This is a genomic window from Brevundimonas sp. SL161 (assembly GCF_049896985.1).
In the GTDB taxonomy this organism is placed as follows: Bacteria; Pseudomonadota; Alphaproteobacteria; order Caulobacterales; family Caulobacteraceae; genus Brevundimonas.
In genome coordinates this window covers 1-14926 of record NZ_JAFCVJ010000024.1, presented here as the reverse complement: position 1 = coordinate 14926, position 14926 = coordinate 1, and the positions used below count along the sequence as shown (strand labels likewise).

General features: G+C 67.5%; 16 protein-coding genes. 7 read left to right on the top strand and 9 right to left on the bottom strand.

The window, feature by feature from the left end; translation table 11 throughout:
- Positions 1 to 24: 24 nt before the first annotated feature.
- Together ACP7AU_RS14225 and ACP7AU_RS14220 are read right to left on the bottom strand one after the other, a co-directional pair.
- Positions 25 to 837, bottom strand: a complete 813-nt coding sequence (locus ACP7AU_RS14225) for a DUF6065 family protein (RefSeq protein WP_426039649.1) — start codon at positions 835 to 837, stop codon at positions 25 to 27.
- 216 nt (positions 838 to 1053) lie between these two features.
- Positions 1054 to 1986, bottom strand: coding sequence for a 2-hydroxyacid dehydrogenase (locus ACP7AU_RS14220; RefSeq protein ID WP_426051823.1), 933 nt, complete (start codon positions 1984 to 1986; stop codon positions 1054 to 1056).
- A gap of 111 nt (positions 1987 to 2097) precedes the next feature.
- On the opposite strand from ACP7AU_RS14220, the gene ACP7AU_RS14215 reads away from it, so the two are divergent.
- On the top strand, positions 2098 to 2517 hold the full coding sequence (locus ACP7AU_RS14215; RefSeq protein ID WP_426039637.1) for a protease inhibitor I42 family protein: 420 nt from the start codon (positions 2098 to 2100) through the stop codon (positions 2515 to 2517).
- A 127-nt stretch (positions 2518 to 2644) separates the two neighbouring features.
- On the opposite strand, the gene ettA is transcribed toward ACP7AU_RS14215, so the two are convergent.
- The 6 genes from ettA to ACP7AU_RS14185 all read right to left on the bottom strand — a co-directional run bounded on the left by ettA (position 2645) and on the right by ACP7AU_RS14185 (position 8364).
- Positions 2645 to 4312 carry an energy-dependent translational throttle protein EttA gene (ettA, locus tag ACP7AU_RS14210; protein WP_425989557.1) on the bottom strand — a complete coding sequence of 556 codons (1668 nt, stop codon included), beginning with the start codon at positions 4310 to 4312 and terminating at the stop codon, positions 2645 to 2647.
- A 121-nt stretch (positions 4313 to 4433) separates the two neighbouring features.
- Positions 4434 to 5078: an NrsF family protein gene (locus ACP7AU_RS14205; RefSeq protein ID WP_426039638.1), complete on the bottom strand. Its 645-nt coding sequence runs from the start codon at positions 5076 to 5078 to the stop codon at positions 4434 to 4436.
- Positions 5065 to 5643 carry a sigma-70 family RNA polymerase sigma factor gene (locus ACP7AU_RS14200; RefSeq protein ID WP_426039639.1) on the bottom strand — a complete coding sequence of 193 codons (579 nt, stop codon included), beginning with the start codon at positions 5641 to 5643 and terminating at the stop codon, positions 5065 to 5067. The genes ACP7AU_RS14205 and ACP7AU_RS14200 overlap by 14 nt, the downstream gene beginning before the upstream one ends.
- 40 nt (positions 5644 to 5683) lie before the next feature.
- Entirely contained in the window at positions 5684 to 6295 is a 612-nt protein-coding gene (locus ACP7AU_RS14195; protein WP_426039640.1) for a TIGR02466 family protein, read from the bottom strand.
- An 11-nt stretch (positions 6296 to 6306) separates the two neighbouring features.
- Positions 6307 to 7572, bottom strand: coding sequence for an amidohydrolase family protein (locus tag ACP7AU_RS14190; RefSeq protein WP_426051822.1), 1266 nt, complete (start codon positions 7570 to 7572; stop codon positions 6307 to 6309).
- 39 nt (positions 7573 to 7611) lie between these two features.
- The gene (locus tag ACP7AU_RS14185; RefSeq protein ID WP_426051821.1) at positions 7612 to 8364 is read right to left on the bottom strand and encodes a tRNA1(Val) (adenine(37)-N6)-methyltransferase; all 753 of its coding nucleotides are present in this window, start codon (positions 8362 to 8364) and stop codon (positions 7612 to 7614) included.
- 176 nt (positions 8365 to 8540) lie between these two features.
- Here ACP7AU_RS14185 and ACP7AU_RS14180 point away from each other — a divergent pair, with 176 nt between their 5' ends.
- A complete protein-coding gene (locus tag ACP7AU_RS14180; RefSeq protein WP_426051839.1) occupies positions 8541 to 9524 on the top strand; it encodes a polyprenyl synthetase family protein in 984 nt (327 codons plus the stop codon).
- 171 nt (positions 9525 to 9695) lie between these two features.
- Here ACP7AU_RS14180 and ACP7AU_RS14175 read toward each other — a convergent pair whose 3' ends face one another.
- A complete protein-coding gene (locus tag ACP7AU_RS14175; protein ID WP_426039643.1) occupies positions 9696 to 10901 on the bottom strand; it encodes a pyridoxal phosphate-dependent aminotransferase in 1206 nt (401 codons plus the stop codon).
- Between the two features lie 102 nt (positions 10902 to 11003).
- On the opposite strand from ACP7AU_RS14175, the gene ACP7AU_RS14170 reads away from it, so the two are divergent.
- From ACP7AU_RS14170 to ACP7AU_RS14150, 5 genes are all read left to right on the top strand, one after another.
- Entirely contained in the window at positions 11004 to 11723 is a 720-nt protein-coding gene (locus ACP7AU_RS14170) for a TVP38/TMEM64 family protein (RefSeq protein ID WP_426051820.1), read from the top strand.
- Between the two features lie 244 nt (positions 11724 to 11967).
- Positions 11968 to 13008, top strand: a complete 1041-nt coding sequence (locus ACP7AU_RS14165) for a rod shape-determining protein (protein ID WP_303696059.1) — start codon at positions 11968 to 11970, stop codon at positions 13006 to 13008.
- A 251-nt stretch (positions 13009 to 13259) separates the two neighbouring features.
- Positions 13260 to 14288, top strand: a complete 1029-nt coding sequence (mreC, locus tag ACP7AU_RS14160; protein ID WP_426051819.1) for a rod shape-determining protein MreC — start codon at positions 13260 to 13262, stop codon at positions 14286 to 14288.
- Entirely contained in the window at positions 14285 to 14803 is a 519-nt protein-coding gene (locus ACP7AU_RS14155) for a hypothetical protein (RefSeq protein WP_303696061.1), read from the top strand. Before mreC ends, ACP7AU_RS14155 begins: the two co-directional genes overlap by 4 nt.
- Positions 14800 to 14926: hypothetical protein (locus ACP7AU_RS14150; protein WP_426051838.1), on the top strand; the 127-nt coding region annotated here is incomplete at its 3' end. The genes ACP7AU_RS14155 and ACP7AU_RS14150, both read left to right, overlap by 4 nt.

Here is a 14926-nt window from a genome sequence, read left to right as displayed (position 1 = left end):
TGATGTGAAGACGGAAACCGTCGGTCAGGCCTTCCTCGTCGCGGTCCACGTCCTGAACCCGACGTGCGCCTTCGACGGCGGTGCGGGTTCCGCCGACGGGGCGTCGGGCAGGGGGGCAAGGCGGCGCTTGTTGACGTGTTCGACAGGCGCCTCGGCGATCCTGTCGGGGAACTCGCCGCGGAAATAGAACCGCTGCCACGCCTGTTTGATCGCCTCCGGATCTCCGGCGGCCATACGGGTATTAAAGTCGGTCCGCACCTCCGACCATTTCCGGTACTGCAGCGCCAGATCGCCCTCGGGGTCCATGCTGGCCCGGACGGGGACGAAGTCTTCGACCCGCCGATGCTGGATCGGCTGCAGGAAACAGAATGGCTCGTCCTTCTCGAACCGGATCACGCCGGGCGCGGTAAAACGCCAGTTCATCGTGAACGGATAGGGCAGCCAGTCGGTCTCGGTCAGACCCTCCAGCGCCTGGATCCCGTGCTTGAACCGGTTCGGCACGCCTGAGGCCCGCATCGCCCACCCCGGCGGCGTCCGAAACATCCAGCCGGTGTGAAACGTCAGCACCCCTTCGGTGAAGTGCGAGGCCGCGAAATGATCGAAATGAAGCGCGTCTGCATCAGGCCGGAAGGTGATCGAATCCGCCCCCATCCGACCGTCCCACTCGGCCTCGAACCCGAACGGGCACAGCAGCTCCCACCCCGTCGTGTTGGCCATGGTCAGCGGCAGGCAGCGATAAGGATGCCGCCCCGCGAATTCGTCCATCCAGTCGCGTTCGGGCCGGCCGGGAACCATGCGCGGCGGGTCGTCCCGCATCGGATAGCATTCCAGCGTCAGGGCTGTGGTCTGAGCGTCGGCGGCTGCGTCGGTCAATGCAAATGATCTCTGAGAGAGGATGGCGGCACCTTATCCATCCCGTGCATCCCCGCGAAGGCGGGGACCCAGTTCTTTTATGAGGCAGGATGTTTGGGGGCAGTGCTGCGCATGGCCGGGGGAGAGGCCAAAACCTGGGTCCCCGCCTTCGCGGGGATCCACAGGAAAAGAGCATGCTGACTAGCTGCGAACTACCGGCGTGACCAGCGGCTCTTCAGCAACGGCGGCGGCGAGGTTCCGCATCAGCAGCACCAGCATTCCCTGCACCGCCTCCGACGTCGCGCCCCCCGTATGCGGCGTCAGCAGGAGATTGGGCACGTCAGCCCAGCGCGCCGCCGGCGTCGGTTCGGTCTCGAACACGTCCAGCGCGGCCTGGCCCAGTCGGCCGGCCTTCAGCGCGTCGATCAGGGCGTCCTCGTCCACCAGCGAGCCGCGCGCCACATTGACCAGCAAACCGTTCGGCCCCAGGGCCTCGATCACTCCGGCCGAGATCAGCCCCCGGTTGGTCTCGTCCGCGCGACAGGCCACCACCAGCACATCGCTGTCCCGCGCCAGTTCCAGCAGCGACCCCGCGCGCGGCCAGGGCGAGTCCTTCGCCCTCGGGCCCCACCAGGCGACGGGACAGCCCATGACCTCGACCCGTTTCGCCACCGCCTCGCCGATCAGACCCAGGCCGACGATGCCGACCCGCCGCCCCTTCATCGACGGCGTGATCAGCCGCTCGTCCATCGTCCATCCGCCGGCCCTCAGCGTCCGGTCCCCGTTCACGATCTGGCGCACCGAGCCGAGGATCAGCCCCAGCGCATGGTCGGCCACATCCTCGTGGTTCACCGCCGGGGCATGGGTCACGGGCAGGGCCCGCGCCGCGCACCAGCCCAGGTCGATGCCGTCGTAGCCTGAGGTGAAACAGGCGATCAGCTTCAGATTCGGCAGCCGCTCGATGACCGCCGTGTCCAGCGGCGCCTCGCCGAGTACGACCGCCGCCTCGATCAGCCCCTGCGCCTCCACCGGCGGATGCTCCCACAGCCGGTGGACGTTGTAGGCGCCCTCCAGCACGGGCGTCAGCAGCCCGAGCGGCGAGTGCATGATCAGGATGTGCGGGCGATGGGGCATCCGTCCAACCTAGCCACCGAGCCGCCGCATGCAAATGCCGGCTGCTTCCCGACTGGTCTGTCACCATTTTTAGACATTTGACTTTGTCCGGCAGGAGACGAGGATCGCGCCATGACTAGTGTGCCCAGCCTGATGATCGCCTCCGTTCTCGTACTCGCCGCCTGCAACGCGGGCCCCGGCGAATCCTCATCCGCGGCCGTCGCTGCGACCGGCGATGTGCTGGGGGTTCGCGATGGGCGCACGACGCTGGCGGTCGGCCAGACCCTCCTGATCGAACTGCCGAGCAACAGCACCACGGGTTATCGGTGGCAGGTCGCGGAGACCCATGATGACCTGCTGCTCCCGGGCGCGCCCTTCGGAGACGAGGTCACCGATCCCCATTCGGCCGGCATGGTCGGGGTCGGCGGCGCCACGTCGTGGCGTTTCCGCACCGGACGACCGGGCACGACCACCCTGACCTTCACCTACAGCCGTTCATGGGAAACGAACGCGCCCGCCGAGACAGCGACCTACAGGATCACGGTCCGCTGACACCGGCAGGGACAGGCTGCCGCTGGCCGCCCGGGTCCTGATGCCGATCCTGCTCCAGATATCAGCGAGAGCCTGATTCACGCTTTCGACAGAAGCGCGGAGCGCTTCCGTCTCAAACGACCAGGCTCTAGCGCCCAAACTTCTGGAACTTGATCCGGTGCGGGATCAGGGCGTCGGTGCCGAGGCGGCGCTTCTTGTCTTCCTCGTAGGCTTCGAAGTTACCCTCGAACCATTCGACGTGGCTGTCGCCCTCGAAGGCCAGGATGTGGGTCGCCAGCCGGTCCAGGAACCAGCGGTCGTGGGAGATGACCACGGCGCAGCCCGCGAACTCCTCAAGGGCCTCCTCGAGGTTCTGCAGCGTCTCGATGTCCAGGTCGTTGGTCGGTTCGTCGAGCAGGATCAGGTTGCCGCCGGTGGCCAGGGTCTTGGCCAGGTGGACGCGGTTGCGCTCACCGCCCGACAACTGCCCGACCTTCTTCTGCTGGTCGCCGCCCTTGAAGTTGAAGGAGCCGACATAGGCGCGGGTGTTGATCTCGCGCTTGCCGACCATCATCACATCGGTGCCGCCCGAGATCTCTTCCCAGATGGTCTTGTTGGCGTCCAGGGCGTCGCGCGACTGGTCGACGTAGGCCAGCTTGACCGTCTCGCCGATCTTGATGGAGCCCCCGTCAGGGGTTTCCTGGCCGGTGATCATGCGGAACAGGGTCGACTTGCCGGCACCGTTGGGGCCGATGATGCCGACGATGCCGTTGGGCGGCAGTTTGAAGGTCAGGTTGTCGAACAGAAGCTTGTCGCCATAGGACTTGTTCAGCCCCTCGACCTCCAGCACCACATTGCCCAGACGCGGGCCGGGCGGGATCTGGATCACGGCATGGGTCTGGGCGCCGCGCAGGTTCTCCTGCTCGGTGACCATCCGCTCATAGGCGGCCAGACGGGCCTTGGACTTGGCTTGACGGGCCTTGGCGCCCGAGCGGACCCATTCCAGTTCGCGGGTGAGGGCGCGCTGGCGAGCCTCGGATTCCGAGTTCTCCTGCACGACGCGCTTCTGCTTCTGCTCCAGCCAGCCGGAGTAGTTGCCCTCGTAGGGAATGCCCTTGCCGCGGTCGAGCTCGAGCGTCCATTTCGTAACGAGATCAAGGAAATAGCGGTCGTGGGTGACCAGGATTACACAGCCCGGGAAGGCTTCGAGGTGGTGCTGCAGCCAGGCGACGCTTTCGGCGTCGAGGTGGTTGGTCGGCTCGTCCAGCAGCAGCATGTCGGGCTTGGACAGCAGCAGGCGGGCCAGGGCCACGCGGCGCTTCTCACCACCGGACAGGTTGGTTGTCTCCCAGTCGTCGGGCGGGCAGCGCAGGGCGTCCATGGCCATTTCGATGCGGCTGTCGATGTCCCAGACGTCGCCGGCGTCGATCTTTTCCTGCAGGGCCGTCATCTCGGCCATCAGTTCGTCAGTGTATTCCTCGGCCATCTCGCCGGCGATGGCGTTGAAGCGGTTGACCCACTGCTTCTCTTCACACCAGGCCTCGACGTTCTCGCGGACGTTCAGGCTGTCGTCTAGGTGAGGTTCCTGCTCCAGATAGCCGCGCTTGATCCCGTCGGCGGCCTTGGCCTCGCCGGTGAACTCCGGGTCGATGCCGGCCATGATCTTCAGCAAGGTAGACTTGCCGGAGCCGTTGACGCCGACGACGCCGATCTTGGCGTCGTTGTAGAAGCTCAGCCAGATGTTCTCGAAGATCTTCTTGCCGCCGGGAAAGGCCTTGGTCAGGCCCTGCATCTGGAAAATATATTGCTGCGCCATGAGGTGCGGTGCGCCCTGTCGTTCAAATCGAATGGGGAGGTAGGCGCGGGATGTAGCGACCGCCGCGCCGAAGGGCAAACCAGTAGGCCGTCCAGACGGCAGATTGAAGGCGCCGCGACGATTACCAGCGGAACACGAACCGTCCCGCGATCGCGCCGCCGACAACCGCCATTCCCATGCCGAGCGAATACCAGACGGCGACGAACGGTGCGGTGTGTTCGGGGCAATGCAGACCGTAGAGCGTCGCGGCCAGACCCGCCGTCAGCAGGCCGGCAGCCGCCCCCGCGAGGGTCGGCCGGGTCGGAGCGAAGGCTCGCGCGGCCCAGAACACGAACGGCGCGGCCAATGTGCTCAGCAGCAGGATGTTGGGGGCGCAGACCCTGGCTGAATCACCCATCAGGGCGGGCATCCGCTCGGGCATCGGCATGGTGATGATCTCATAGGTCGCCAGTCCTGCGACGCCCAGCAGAAGCGCGATCAGCGCGATCAGGGGCGCAGCGGCGCTCGCGCCCGGTCTCCCCAATCGGGTGAGCAGCCAGAAGGCCGTCACCGCGAGAGCCGAGGTATAGGCGGCCTTGGCCCAGAAGGCCGGACCAATCATGGCGGATGCCAGATCGCTGCGAAACCCAAGCCACAGGCCGACGCCCGCGACCACCATCAGGGCGGCGGGAATCATACACAGCAGGATGTTGCGTTCGATCTGGCGGTTGCCGGACGGCGGCAGGTCCACCGACAAGGCGTCGATCAGGTCTTCAGTCTTCATCATAGGCGGTCCCGGCCGTCTCGGCCGTGGCAGGTTGGGGGGCGTAGCGGGCGTTCAGCGACTTCAGCGAGCGGTGGATGCTGACCTTGGCGGCGGTCAGGGTGTATCCGTGGTTGGCGGCCGCCTCGGCGACGCTCAGGCCTTTCAGGCGGACATCCTCGATCAGTCGGCGCTGGCGCGTCGGCAGCAGGGACAGGCAGCGCGACAGGTCGGCCTGGGTCGCGCCGTCCTCGACCGTGTGATCGGCGAACAGCTCCGACGCCTCGTCCAGGGAATGGGTCGGACGACGACCCTGACGGCGCAGGTGGTCGATCAGCTTGTGCCGCGCGATGGCAAAGGCCCATCCGGTGAAGGCCTGGTTTCGGTCCCACGTGGTCCGCTTGGCATGGATGGCGATCAGGGTTTCCTGCACCAGATCCTCGGCGTCGGCCCCCCCGCCGAACAACCGGCGTGCGAAGAAGGGTCGAAAATGAGCGCCCAGATCGGTCAGCAGCACGCGCCACGCGCCTGCATCGCCATCGAGGCCACGCAGCATCAGGGCGCGAAGGTGAGCTTCTCGATCAGACACGGTCGTCCTCTGTTCGCCGGGCTCACAGTCAAAGTTACATTCAGGCGTAGTTGAAGCTGATCGAGATGCGGTCGGCCTTGGCCGCGTTCATCGGCACCTCGTGGCGCAACCAGCTTTCCCACATCAGCACCGTGCCGGCCCTTGGAGCGAGGTAGACGAAGGGCTGCTCCGCCTCGGACGCCTCCGGATCGACCGAGGGCCGGGCCATCATCATCGGCAGACGCGGGTCTTCCAGCTTCAGGGCCGAAGCGCCGTCCGGGACGTCGACATAGACGGTACCAGACAGGAAGGCGTGCGGGTGGATGTGGCCGGAGTGGGCTCCGCCGGGCTTCAGGATATTGACCCACATCGTGTCCAGCCGGGGCTTCCGGGCCAGGTCGAAGTTCAGCCCCCGTGCATAGGCCAGGGCGTGTCGGTCCAGATGTTTCTTGAGTTCCGCGAACTCCGGCAGTCGGTGGGGCAGATCGTTCAGCGAACCGTAGGAGGTGTAGCCGCGATAGCCATGCGCCTTGCACCAGGCGCGACCGGCGCCGTCCTCGACCGCCAGCATGCGGCAGGCCTCGGCCAGTTCGACGTTGAAATCGTCGAAGCCGGGTACGGCGGCGAGCGAAGCTTCATAGACCTGGGTGACGAAGAGGGGGCGCAGGGACATGGGGCAGGCCTCTAGCGCGCTGCGGTCCTCTCGTCGCGCGCGATCTGGCCGTCCTTGATCACCAGTCGCACCGCGCGGACGGCGGAGATGTCGGCGGTCGGGTCGCCCTCGACGGCGACGAGGTCGGCCAGCAACCCCGTCCGCACGGCGCCCCGGTCGGTCAGGTCGAAGATGGCGGCGTTGCCCGATGTGGCGGCGATCAGGACCTCGGCGGCGGTCATGCCCTGGGCGGCCATCAGCTCCATCTCCAGCGCGTTGTTCCCGTGCGCATAGACGCCGACGTCGCCGCCCATGCAGATCTCGACCCCGGCTGCGCGGGCGGCGGCGAAGGCGGAACGCTTGGTCAGGACGTTCTGCGGCGCGGGCTCGACGCCGTTCCAGCCGCGATAGCGGGTGATCTGGTCTGTAGCGGCGAGGGTGGGGCACAGCGCCACCCCGTGTTCGGCCATCAGGCGGAAGATTTCCGGCGTTCCCGCGTCGCCGTGCTCCAGGGTGTCGGCACCGGCAAGGATGGCGCGGCGCATGCCCTCGGCTGTGCCGGCGTGAACGGCGACCTGGCGTCCGGCGGAGTGGGCGGCCTCGACCGCCTCGGTCAGTTCGGCCTGGGAGAAGGTCGGACGGCTCGGCTCGCCCGGGCCCCAGCGGTAGTCGGCATAGAGTTTCACCAGGTCGGCGCCCGCCCCGATCTGGCTGCGGACCACGCGGACCAGGTCTGCGCCATCGGCCTCCTCGGCGCCCAGCGGGACCTCGACGCCGGGTTCGAAGCCTTTCGGACCGTAGGCGCCGGTGGCGACAATGGCGCGTGAGGCGATGAGCATGCGCGGGCCGGGCACGATCCCCTCGTTGATCGCGCGACGCAGACCGGCGTCGGCATAGCCCGCCCCCTCGGTGCCGAGGTCGCGCACCGTGGTGAACCCGGCCATCAGGGTGGCGCTGGCGTGGTTGACCGCCCGGGCGGTGCGCAGGGCCAAAGGCTCGTGCAGCACCTGATCGTCCCAGGACGTCTCGTTGTAGGGGTGCAGGAACAGGTGCGAATGTCCCTCGATCAGGCCCGGCATCAGGGTCTGGCCGGGCAGATCGATGACGCGGGCGTCGGCGGGAGCCCGTACGTCCGGCCCTGCAGCCTCGATCCGGTTGCCGCGCACCAGCACCGACCAGCCCGTGTGGGGCCGGGGATCGATCCCATCGAACACCCGGTCGGGCCTTAGCAGCAGGGCCTCCTGAGCTTGAACGGGCAGGGCGAACAACAGGGCGACGAGGGTCAGGATCAGGCGCATGAGGCACTCAAGCGCGGGTGAGGCGTGGCGGCAAGCCAATCACCATCCCAGATCGGCCTCGCCCCTCAGGATCATCTCGGCCTCCGGCGCATGCTTGGCCCCCGACCGGTCATGCAGGACGAGAGCAGGCAACAGCCTGAGCGGAGCCTTGCCGGAGCGGATCGCGTGGATCAGCACCCGTTTGGCCGGCTGATCCGCATACGGCTGCACCGGCCGGATCGCGAACGAGCCGCATCGTTCGCCGAGCAGGGCCAGCAGGTCCGCCAGCCGGTCGGCTCGGTGAATGACGACGATCCGGCCCCCGTCCCGCACCCCGTCGCTCAGGAATCGCGTCCAGGCGGCCAGCCCGTCGTCGGCGATCCAGGCTCCGCGCTTTGCCGGTGCCGGCGTCCGCAAGGTCGCCTCGTCGTCGAAGAAGGGTGGATTGGAGATGGCCCAGTCGAAACGTGGTCGATCCAGTGCGGCGAATCCTGCGGCGATGTCGGCGTTGAGCACCGCCATTCGATCCGCCAGATGGTTCAGCGCCGCGTTCTCGACCGCCAGTCCGGCCGCCGTTGCATCGCGCTCGACCCCTGTCAGCAAAACGCCTGGCCGCCGGAGCGCAAGCTGCGTCAGCACGCCGCCTACGCCGCATCCCGCTTCCAGCACCCGTTCGCCCGGCTTCGCGGTCACGGCGGCCGCCAGCAGGGCGGCGTCCATGCCCGCACGATAGCCGTCGGCGGCCTGGATCAGGCGAACCTTCCCATTCAGCAGCAGATTCGCCTGGGGCGGAGGCAACGATGCGACGGTCACGCGGCTTGACCCTTCATGGCGCGGTCACCATTGTCCGCCGGAACGCGCGGCGGCAAGTCGTCGTTGCGCCGATGCGATGCGATCTCCCCGTGCGTCGTGGTTTTTGAGAGAGTTTTCCGTTGGACGCCGTCACTCTGACCGCTCCCCGCGCCAAGGCCCCCCGGGCCCAGGGCGACGTGGACGCCCTGGCCGCTTTGGCCAGGGTCGATATGGCCGCGGTCGATGCGCTGATCGTCGCGCGCATGCAGTCGCCCGTGCCGGTTATTCCCCTGCTGGGCGAACACATCATCGCGGCCGGCGGCAAGCGCCTGCGCCCGCTCCTGACCATCGCAGCCGCGCGGGCCGCCACGGCCGCCTCGGCGGACGTTGATCTGGCCAATCCGGTGAAGCTGGCCGCCTCGGTCGAGTTCATCCACACCGCCACCCTGCTGCACGATGACGTCGTGGACGGGTCCGAGCGCCGCCGCGGCAAGGTCGCGGCGCATCTGATCTGGGGTTCGCCGACCAGCGTCCTGGTCGGCGACTTCCTGTTCGCCCGCGCCTTCGAACTGATGGTCGAGACCGGACAGCTTCGCGCGCTGGGCATCCTGGCCCAAGCCTCCGGCGTGATCGCCCAGGGCGAGGTGCTGCAACTGACCCGCGCCCACGACCTGAACCTGGATCAGGAAACCTATCTGCGGATCATCTCGGCCAAGACCGCCGAACTGTTCGCCGCCGCCGCCGAAGCCGGCGCCGTGGGCATCGGCGCTGACGAGAAGACCACCTCGGCGGTCCGGTCATTCGGTTTGAGCCTGGGTCTGGCGTTCCAGCTGGCCGATGACGCCCTCGATTACGGCGGCTCGTCCGAGGTCCTGGGCAAGAACGCCGGCGACGACTTCCGCGAGGGCAAGGTGACCCTGCCGCTATTGCTGGCCGTGGCCCGCACGCGCGGCCGGGAGGACGCCTTCTGGGAGCGCACGATCAACAAGGGCGAGCGGACCGAAGACGATTTCCGCCGTGCGCGCGAACTGATCGTCGGCACCGGTGCCCTGGCCTCGACGCTGGACGCCGCCGACGAATACGCCGACGCAGCCAAGGCGGCCCTCGCCGTCCTGCCCGCCAGCCCCTGGCGCGACGCGCTGGCAGGCCTGGCGGACTTCGCGGTCAGCCGCGCGGCCTAACCTGGATCGTCTCCTCCCTGCGCCGCAGGCGTGGGGAGGCGGCTCGTAGCGAAGCGGAGAGACGGAGGGGTTCTTGTCTTGCGGACACGAAGAACCCCTCCGTCAGCCCGCAAGGGCTCGCCGCCACCTCCCCATCCGCCAAGCGGCGAACGGGGAGGAGACATAGAGGCTCTAGCGCAGCGAGGCGGCGAACCTCTGGATCCGGTTGCACGCGTCTTCCAGCACCGGTTCCGAGGTCGCGTAGCTGATGCGGAAATAGGGGCTCAGGCCGAACGCCGCGCCGTGGACCACGGCCACGCCCTCGGCTTCCAGCAGCGCGGAGGCGAAAGTCTCGTCGCTGTCGATGACCGTTCCAGACTCTGTTTTTTTGCCGACGAGTCCGTGGATCGACGGATAGACATAGAAGGCGCCCTCCGGGTTCGGGCAGCGTATGCCTGTCGCCTGGTTGAGCATCGATACGACTAGGTCGCGACGGCGTTCGAACGCCTTGCCGCGCTCGGCGATGAAGTCCTGCGGCCCGTTCAGGGCCTCGACGGCGGCTGCCTGGCTGATCGAGGAGGGGTTCGACGTCGTCTGGCTGGCGACCTTGCGCATCAGGTCGATCAGGGCCTTGGGACCGCCCGCATAGCCGATGCGCCAGCCGGTCATGGCATAGGCCTTGGACACGCCATTGACCGTCAGGGTGCGGTCATAGAGGTCCGGCGCGACCTGAGCGATTGTCGTGTATTCGAAGTCGCCATAGGTCAGATGCTCGTACATGTCGTCGGTCAGGACCCAGACCTGGGGGTGACGACGCACGACGGCGGCCAGGGCCTCCAGCTCGGCCCGGGTGTAGGCGGCGCCGGTCGGGTTCGACGGCGAGTTGAGGATCAGCCACCGCGTCCGGGGCGTGATCGCGGCTTCCAGCACCTCGGGGCGCAGCTTGAAGCCGTCCGACTCCTCACCCGTGACGAAGACGGGTTCGCCGCCCGCCAGCAGGACCATGTCCGGATAGGAGACCCAGTAGGGCGCCGGCACGATCACCTCGTCGCCCGCGTTCAGCGTGGCGACAAAGGCGTTGTAAATCACTGGCTTGCCGCCCGAGGCGACGTGAACCTGCGCTGTCGTGTAGGTCAGGCCGTTCTCGCGGGCGAACTTGGCGACGATCGCGGCCTTCAACTCCGGTGTGCCGTCGACGTCGGTGTATTTCGTCTCGCCGCGCTGGATGGCGGCGATGGCGGCGGCCTTGATGTTGTCCGGGGTGTCGAAGTCCGGCTCGCCCGCGCCCAGGCCGATGATGTCGCGACCGGCGCGCTTCAGCTCCCGGGCTTTCGCGGTCACCGCGAGGGTGGCGGATGGCTGGACGCGGGCGAGGGCGGTGGACTGCAGGTCTGACATGGCGATTCCCGGGGAGAGGCCCGTTCCTTTACGCAGTCGCGAAAGACGGATCAAACAGTGAGGCTCGCGCACGCGCCGCTACAGGTGCTAAGCCGACGGTCCATGAAGGGCATCCTCGACTTCATCCTGAACATGGAGGCGCGGCGCTGGCGGACGGCGCTGGCGGCGGCCCTGTTGCTCGGCGCGACCGTGGGTCTGCTGGCCCTCGGCAAGAGCCAGTTTGGGCTGGCGGCTGAGGAAAACCTGGAGGGCTGGCTGCAAGGGTATCGCTGCAGTCCCTGGGCCTTTGCCGCGACCGTGGCCCTGTTTGTGATCGCAGCCTTCATCGGGGCGCCCCAGTTCATCCTCATCGCGGCCTGCGTCGTTGCCTTCGGGCCGTCGTTGGGGTTCTTCTACAGCTGGGCGGCGACGGTGGCGTCGGCCGGCGTGACCTACTGGCTGGGACGAGGTCCCACAGCTCGGATGCTGGACCGGTTCGGCGGCGCGACCCTGGACCGTCTGAAACGGTTCGTGGGCAAGAACGCCTTCTACGCCAGCTTCATGATCCGCAACGTGCCGTCCGCGCCGTTCATCGTCGTCAACATGGCGTTCGGCGCGACCCGCGCCTCCTTTCCCGCCTTCCTCGCGGGATGCGCCCTCGGCGTCCTGCCAAAGACTTTGCTGGTGGCCTTTTTTGGAGGCGCGGTCGTGGCCGCCGTCAGCGGCGACGGAGTTTGGACCTCGCTGATCCTAACGGCCGTCGCGGTGGTTGCCGTGGGGCTGATGCTGGGCGTGCGCGAGCTGGTGAAGCGTCGCGAGCGAGCGGGCGGCGCAGGGGATTGATCTCCGCCGATCCGACGGCGTGGAACCCCAAGCGGGGCCGTAACCTGGTCGTGATCGGAAGCGCGCGTTCGAGCCGCATCGGGGCTTGTATTCGCCTGCCCATGCGGGCAAACGGGCCACGACCGGTCAGGCGAGGACGATCAGGAAATTCGTTGCGTATGGGGATACGCGCCGGATGGGGCGTCGCCGGAACCGGTCCAACTGCAGCGCCTTGAAGGCCCCAACCGAACGGTATTCGACCCCCATGAGCTTCTCCCTCTTCGGCGCCATCTCGAACGACATCGCGATGGACCTCGGGACCGCCAACACCCTGATCTACATGAAGGGCAAGGGCATCGTTCTGAACGAACCGTCCGTGGTCGCACTGCGCAACGTTGGTGGACGGAAGATCGTTCACGCGGTGGGTATAGAAGCCAAGCAGATGCTGGGCCGCACACCGGGCCACATGGAGGCCATCCGCCCGATGCGCGACGGGGTCATCGCTGACTTCGAAGTCGCCGAGGAGATGATCAAGCACTTCATTCGCAAGGTTCACAACCGCAAGGGCTTCGTGAACCCCAAGATCATCGTCTGCGTGCCGTCGGGCGCCACGGCGGTCGAGCGTCGCGCGATCAACGATTCCTGCCTGAACGCCTCGGCCCGCCGCGTGGGCCTGATCGACGAGCCGATGGCCGCTGCGATCGGGGCCGGCCTGCCGATCCACGAGCCGACCGGGTCCATGGTCGTCGACATCGGCGGCGGCACGACGGAGGTCGCCGTGCTCTCGCTGTCGGGCATCGTCTATTCGCGTTCGGTTCGCGTCGGCGGCGACAAGATGGACGACGCCATCATCAGCTACATGCGCCGCAACCATAACCTCCTGATCGGCGAGACGACCGCCGAGCGCATCAAGAAGGACATCGGTACCGCCCGAATTCCGGCCGATGGCGAAGGCCTGTCGATCGAGGTCAAGGGTCGCGACCTGATGCAGGGCGTGCCCCGCGAGGTCCGCATCTCCGAGCGTCAGGCCGCCGAGGCCCTGGCCGAGCCGGTGTCGCAAATCATCGAAGCCGTGAAGGTCGCTCTCGAAGCCACGCCGCCGGAACTGGCCGCCGACATCGCCGACAAGGGCATCATGCTGACGGGCGGCGGCGCTCTGCTGCGCGGCCTGGATGCGGAAATCCGCGATCACACGGGCCTGCCGGTCTCTGTCGCCGACGATCCGCTGTCGTGCGTAGCCATTGGCTGCGGTCGGGTTCTCGAGCATCCCCGGTGGATGAAGGGCGTGCTCGACTCGGCCCTTTGATCCTCCCTGACGGGGGGAGCCATCGATGACGAACTGGTGGAGCGGCTCCGTCCCTGAGATCGAATTCTCGCTTGAATGCTCCGTCTCTTCGCTTCGCCTGGAGCCACCTCCCCCCGGCGGGGGGAGGATTCAGCAAATCCTTGTGATTCCGGCCTAATCGCCAGTTTCAAAGTGGATCGGTTTTTGCGATAGGCTGCATCCAGCGGCGGGTGGCGTCCCGCCGATTCTGACCTCTATTGGAAGGCTAGGCCGTGGCGTTTCGCGACGGACCGTTCGAGTCGCTGAAAGTGCCGCTGGCGTGGACCGCCGCGGTCGTGACCGTGGTCGCCATCATCGCATCGATCCTGATGATCCTGGGGGACCGTCGCCACGATACGACGGTCGAGGCCTACGGCCCCGTACGCGCGGGCTTCGACGCCGGCGCTGGCCCCGTGAACGGCATCCTGGCCTGGCCAGTGCGCTGGGCGGGCAATGCCACCGACTATGTTAAGGGCTATTTCTTCGCCGTGTCGGAGAACCGCCGTCTGCGCGCCGAACTGGAAGACCTTAGGCCCTGGCGCGACCAGGCCATTGCCCTGAAGAACGTCAACGGCCGCTACGAAGCCATGCTGGGCCTGCGGACCGAGCCGCCCGTGGCCATGGCGACGGCGCGTTCGATCTCGGAATCGCGCGGACCCTTCATCAATGCCCGCCTGCTCGACGCCGGCACGTCGAAGGGCGTGCGCATCGGCAATCCGGTGATCAACGAGGACGGGCTCGTCGGGCGTATCGTCGGTGCGACCGGAGGGGTCAGCCGCATGCTGCTGCTGACCGACGTCGCCAGCCGAACTCCGGTTCTGATCGATCGCACCGACGCCCGAGCCATGCTGACCGGTGACGGTTCGGGCAATCCGCGTCTTGAGTTCGTGCGCGGTCAGGACTCGGTCCAGGCCGGCGACCGTATCCTGAGTTCCGGCGACGGGGGCGGCTTCCCGCGCGGCCTGCCCATCGGGGTCGCCGCCAAGGGCATCGACGGGTCGTGGCGGGTCAAGCTCTTCAGCGACCGGGGCGCCGTGGACTACGTCCGTGTGCTTCTGTTCCAGGATTTCGGCCAGCTGGTCACGCCCGATGCCCTGAACGCGCCTCCGCTGGCCGGTCTGGGCGCGGCCCCGGCCCCGACCGCAGCGGCTGCCGCCGCCATCGGCGACGCCGCCGCACGCAGGGACCGCGCCGCCGCGGCCGCCACTCCAGCCACAACGCCGACCGTTCCGTCCCCCGCGCCGGCGAGGCCCGCCGAGTGAGACGCCAGGTTGCCATGCGGGTGGTCGGGCCGACCCAGTGGGTCTTCTATCCCGCACTCGTCGCGATCGCCCTGACTGTCCTGCTGGCCACGCCGGTCGAGCTGTTCGGTCTGAAGCTGCCCGAGCCGGTCCTGCCGCTGATCCTGGCCTTCGCCTGGCCGCTGATCCGTCCGTCGATGATCGCGCCCGCAGTCCTCTTCGGCCTGGGTCTGTTTCTGGACATGTTCTGGGGCGGGACCCTGGGCCTTTGGCCGCTGTGCCTCCTGTCGGTCTATGGCGTCGTCCTGGCCTCCCGGAACCTGCTGGCCGGTCAGGAGACCCAGATCCTGTTTGTATGGTACGCGTTGTGCGCCCTGGCGGCCTTTATCGTGGCCTATCTGGTGGTCACACTGGATGCAGGCCGGGCGCCCAGCCTGTTGTCCCTGCTGGGACAGGTCGTGCCGACCCTGCTTCTTTTCCCTGCAGCCGACTGGATGATCCAGCGGTTCGATGATGGCGACGTGCGGTTCCGATGAGTGGCGAACCTTCGATCTTCTTTGCCGATGTGAACGAGCGCCAGGGCTCGTTCCTGCGCCGTACTTTCGTGGTCGGCGGGCTGACGGCGCTGGGCGTTACGGCCCTGACCATCCGACTGGCCC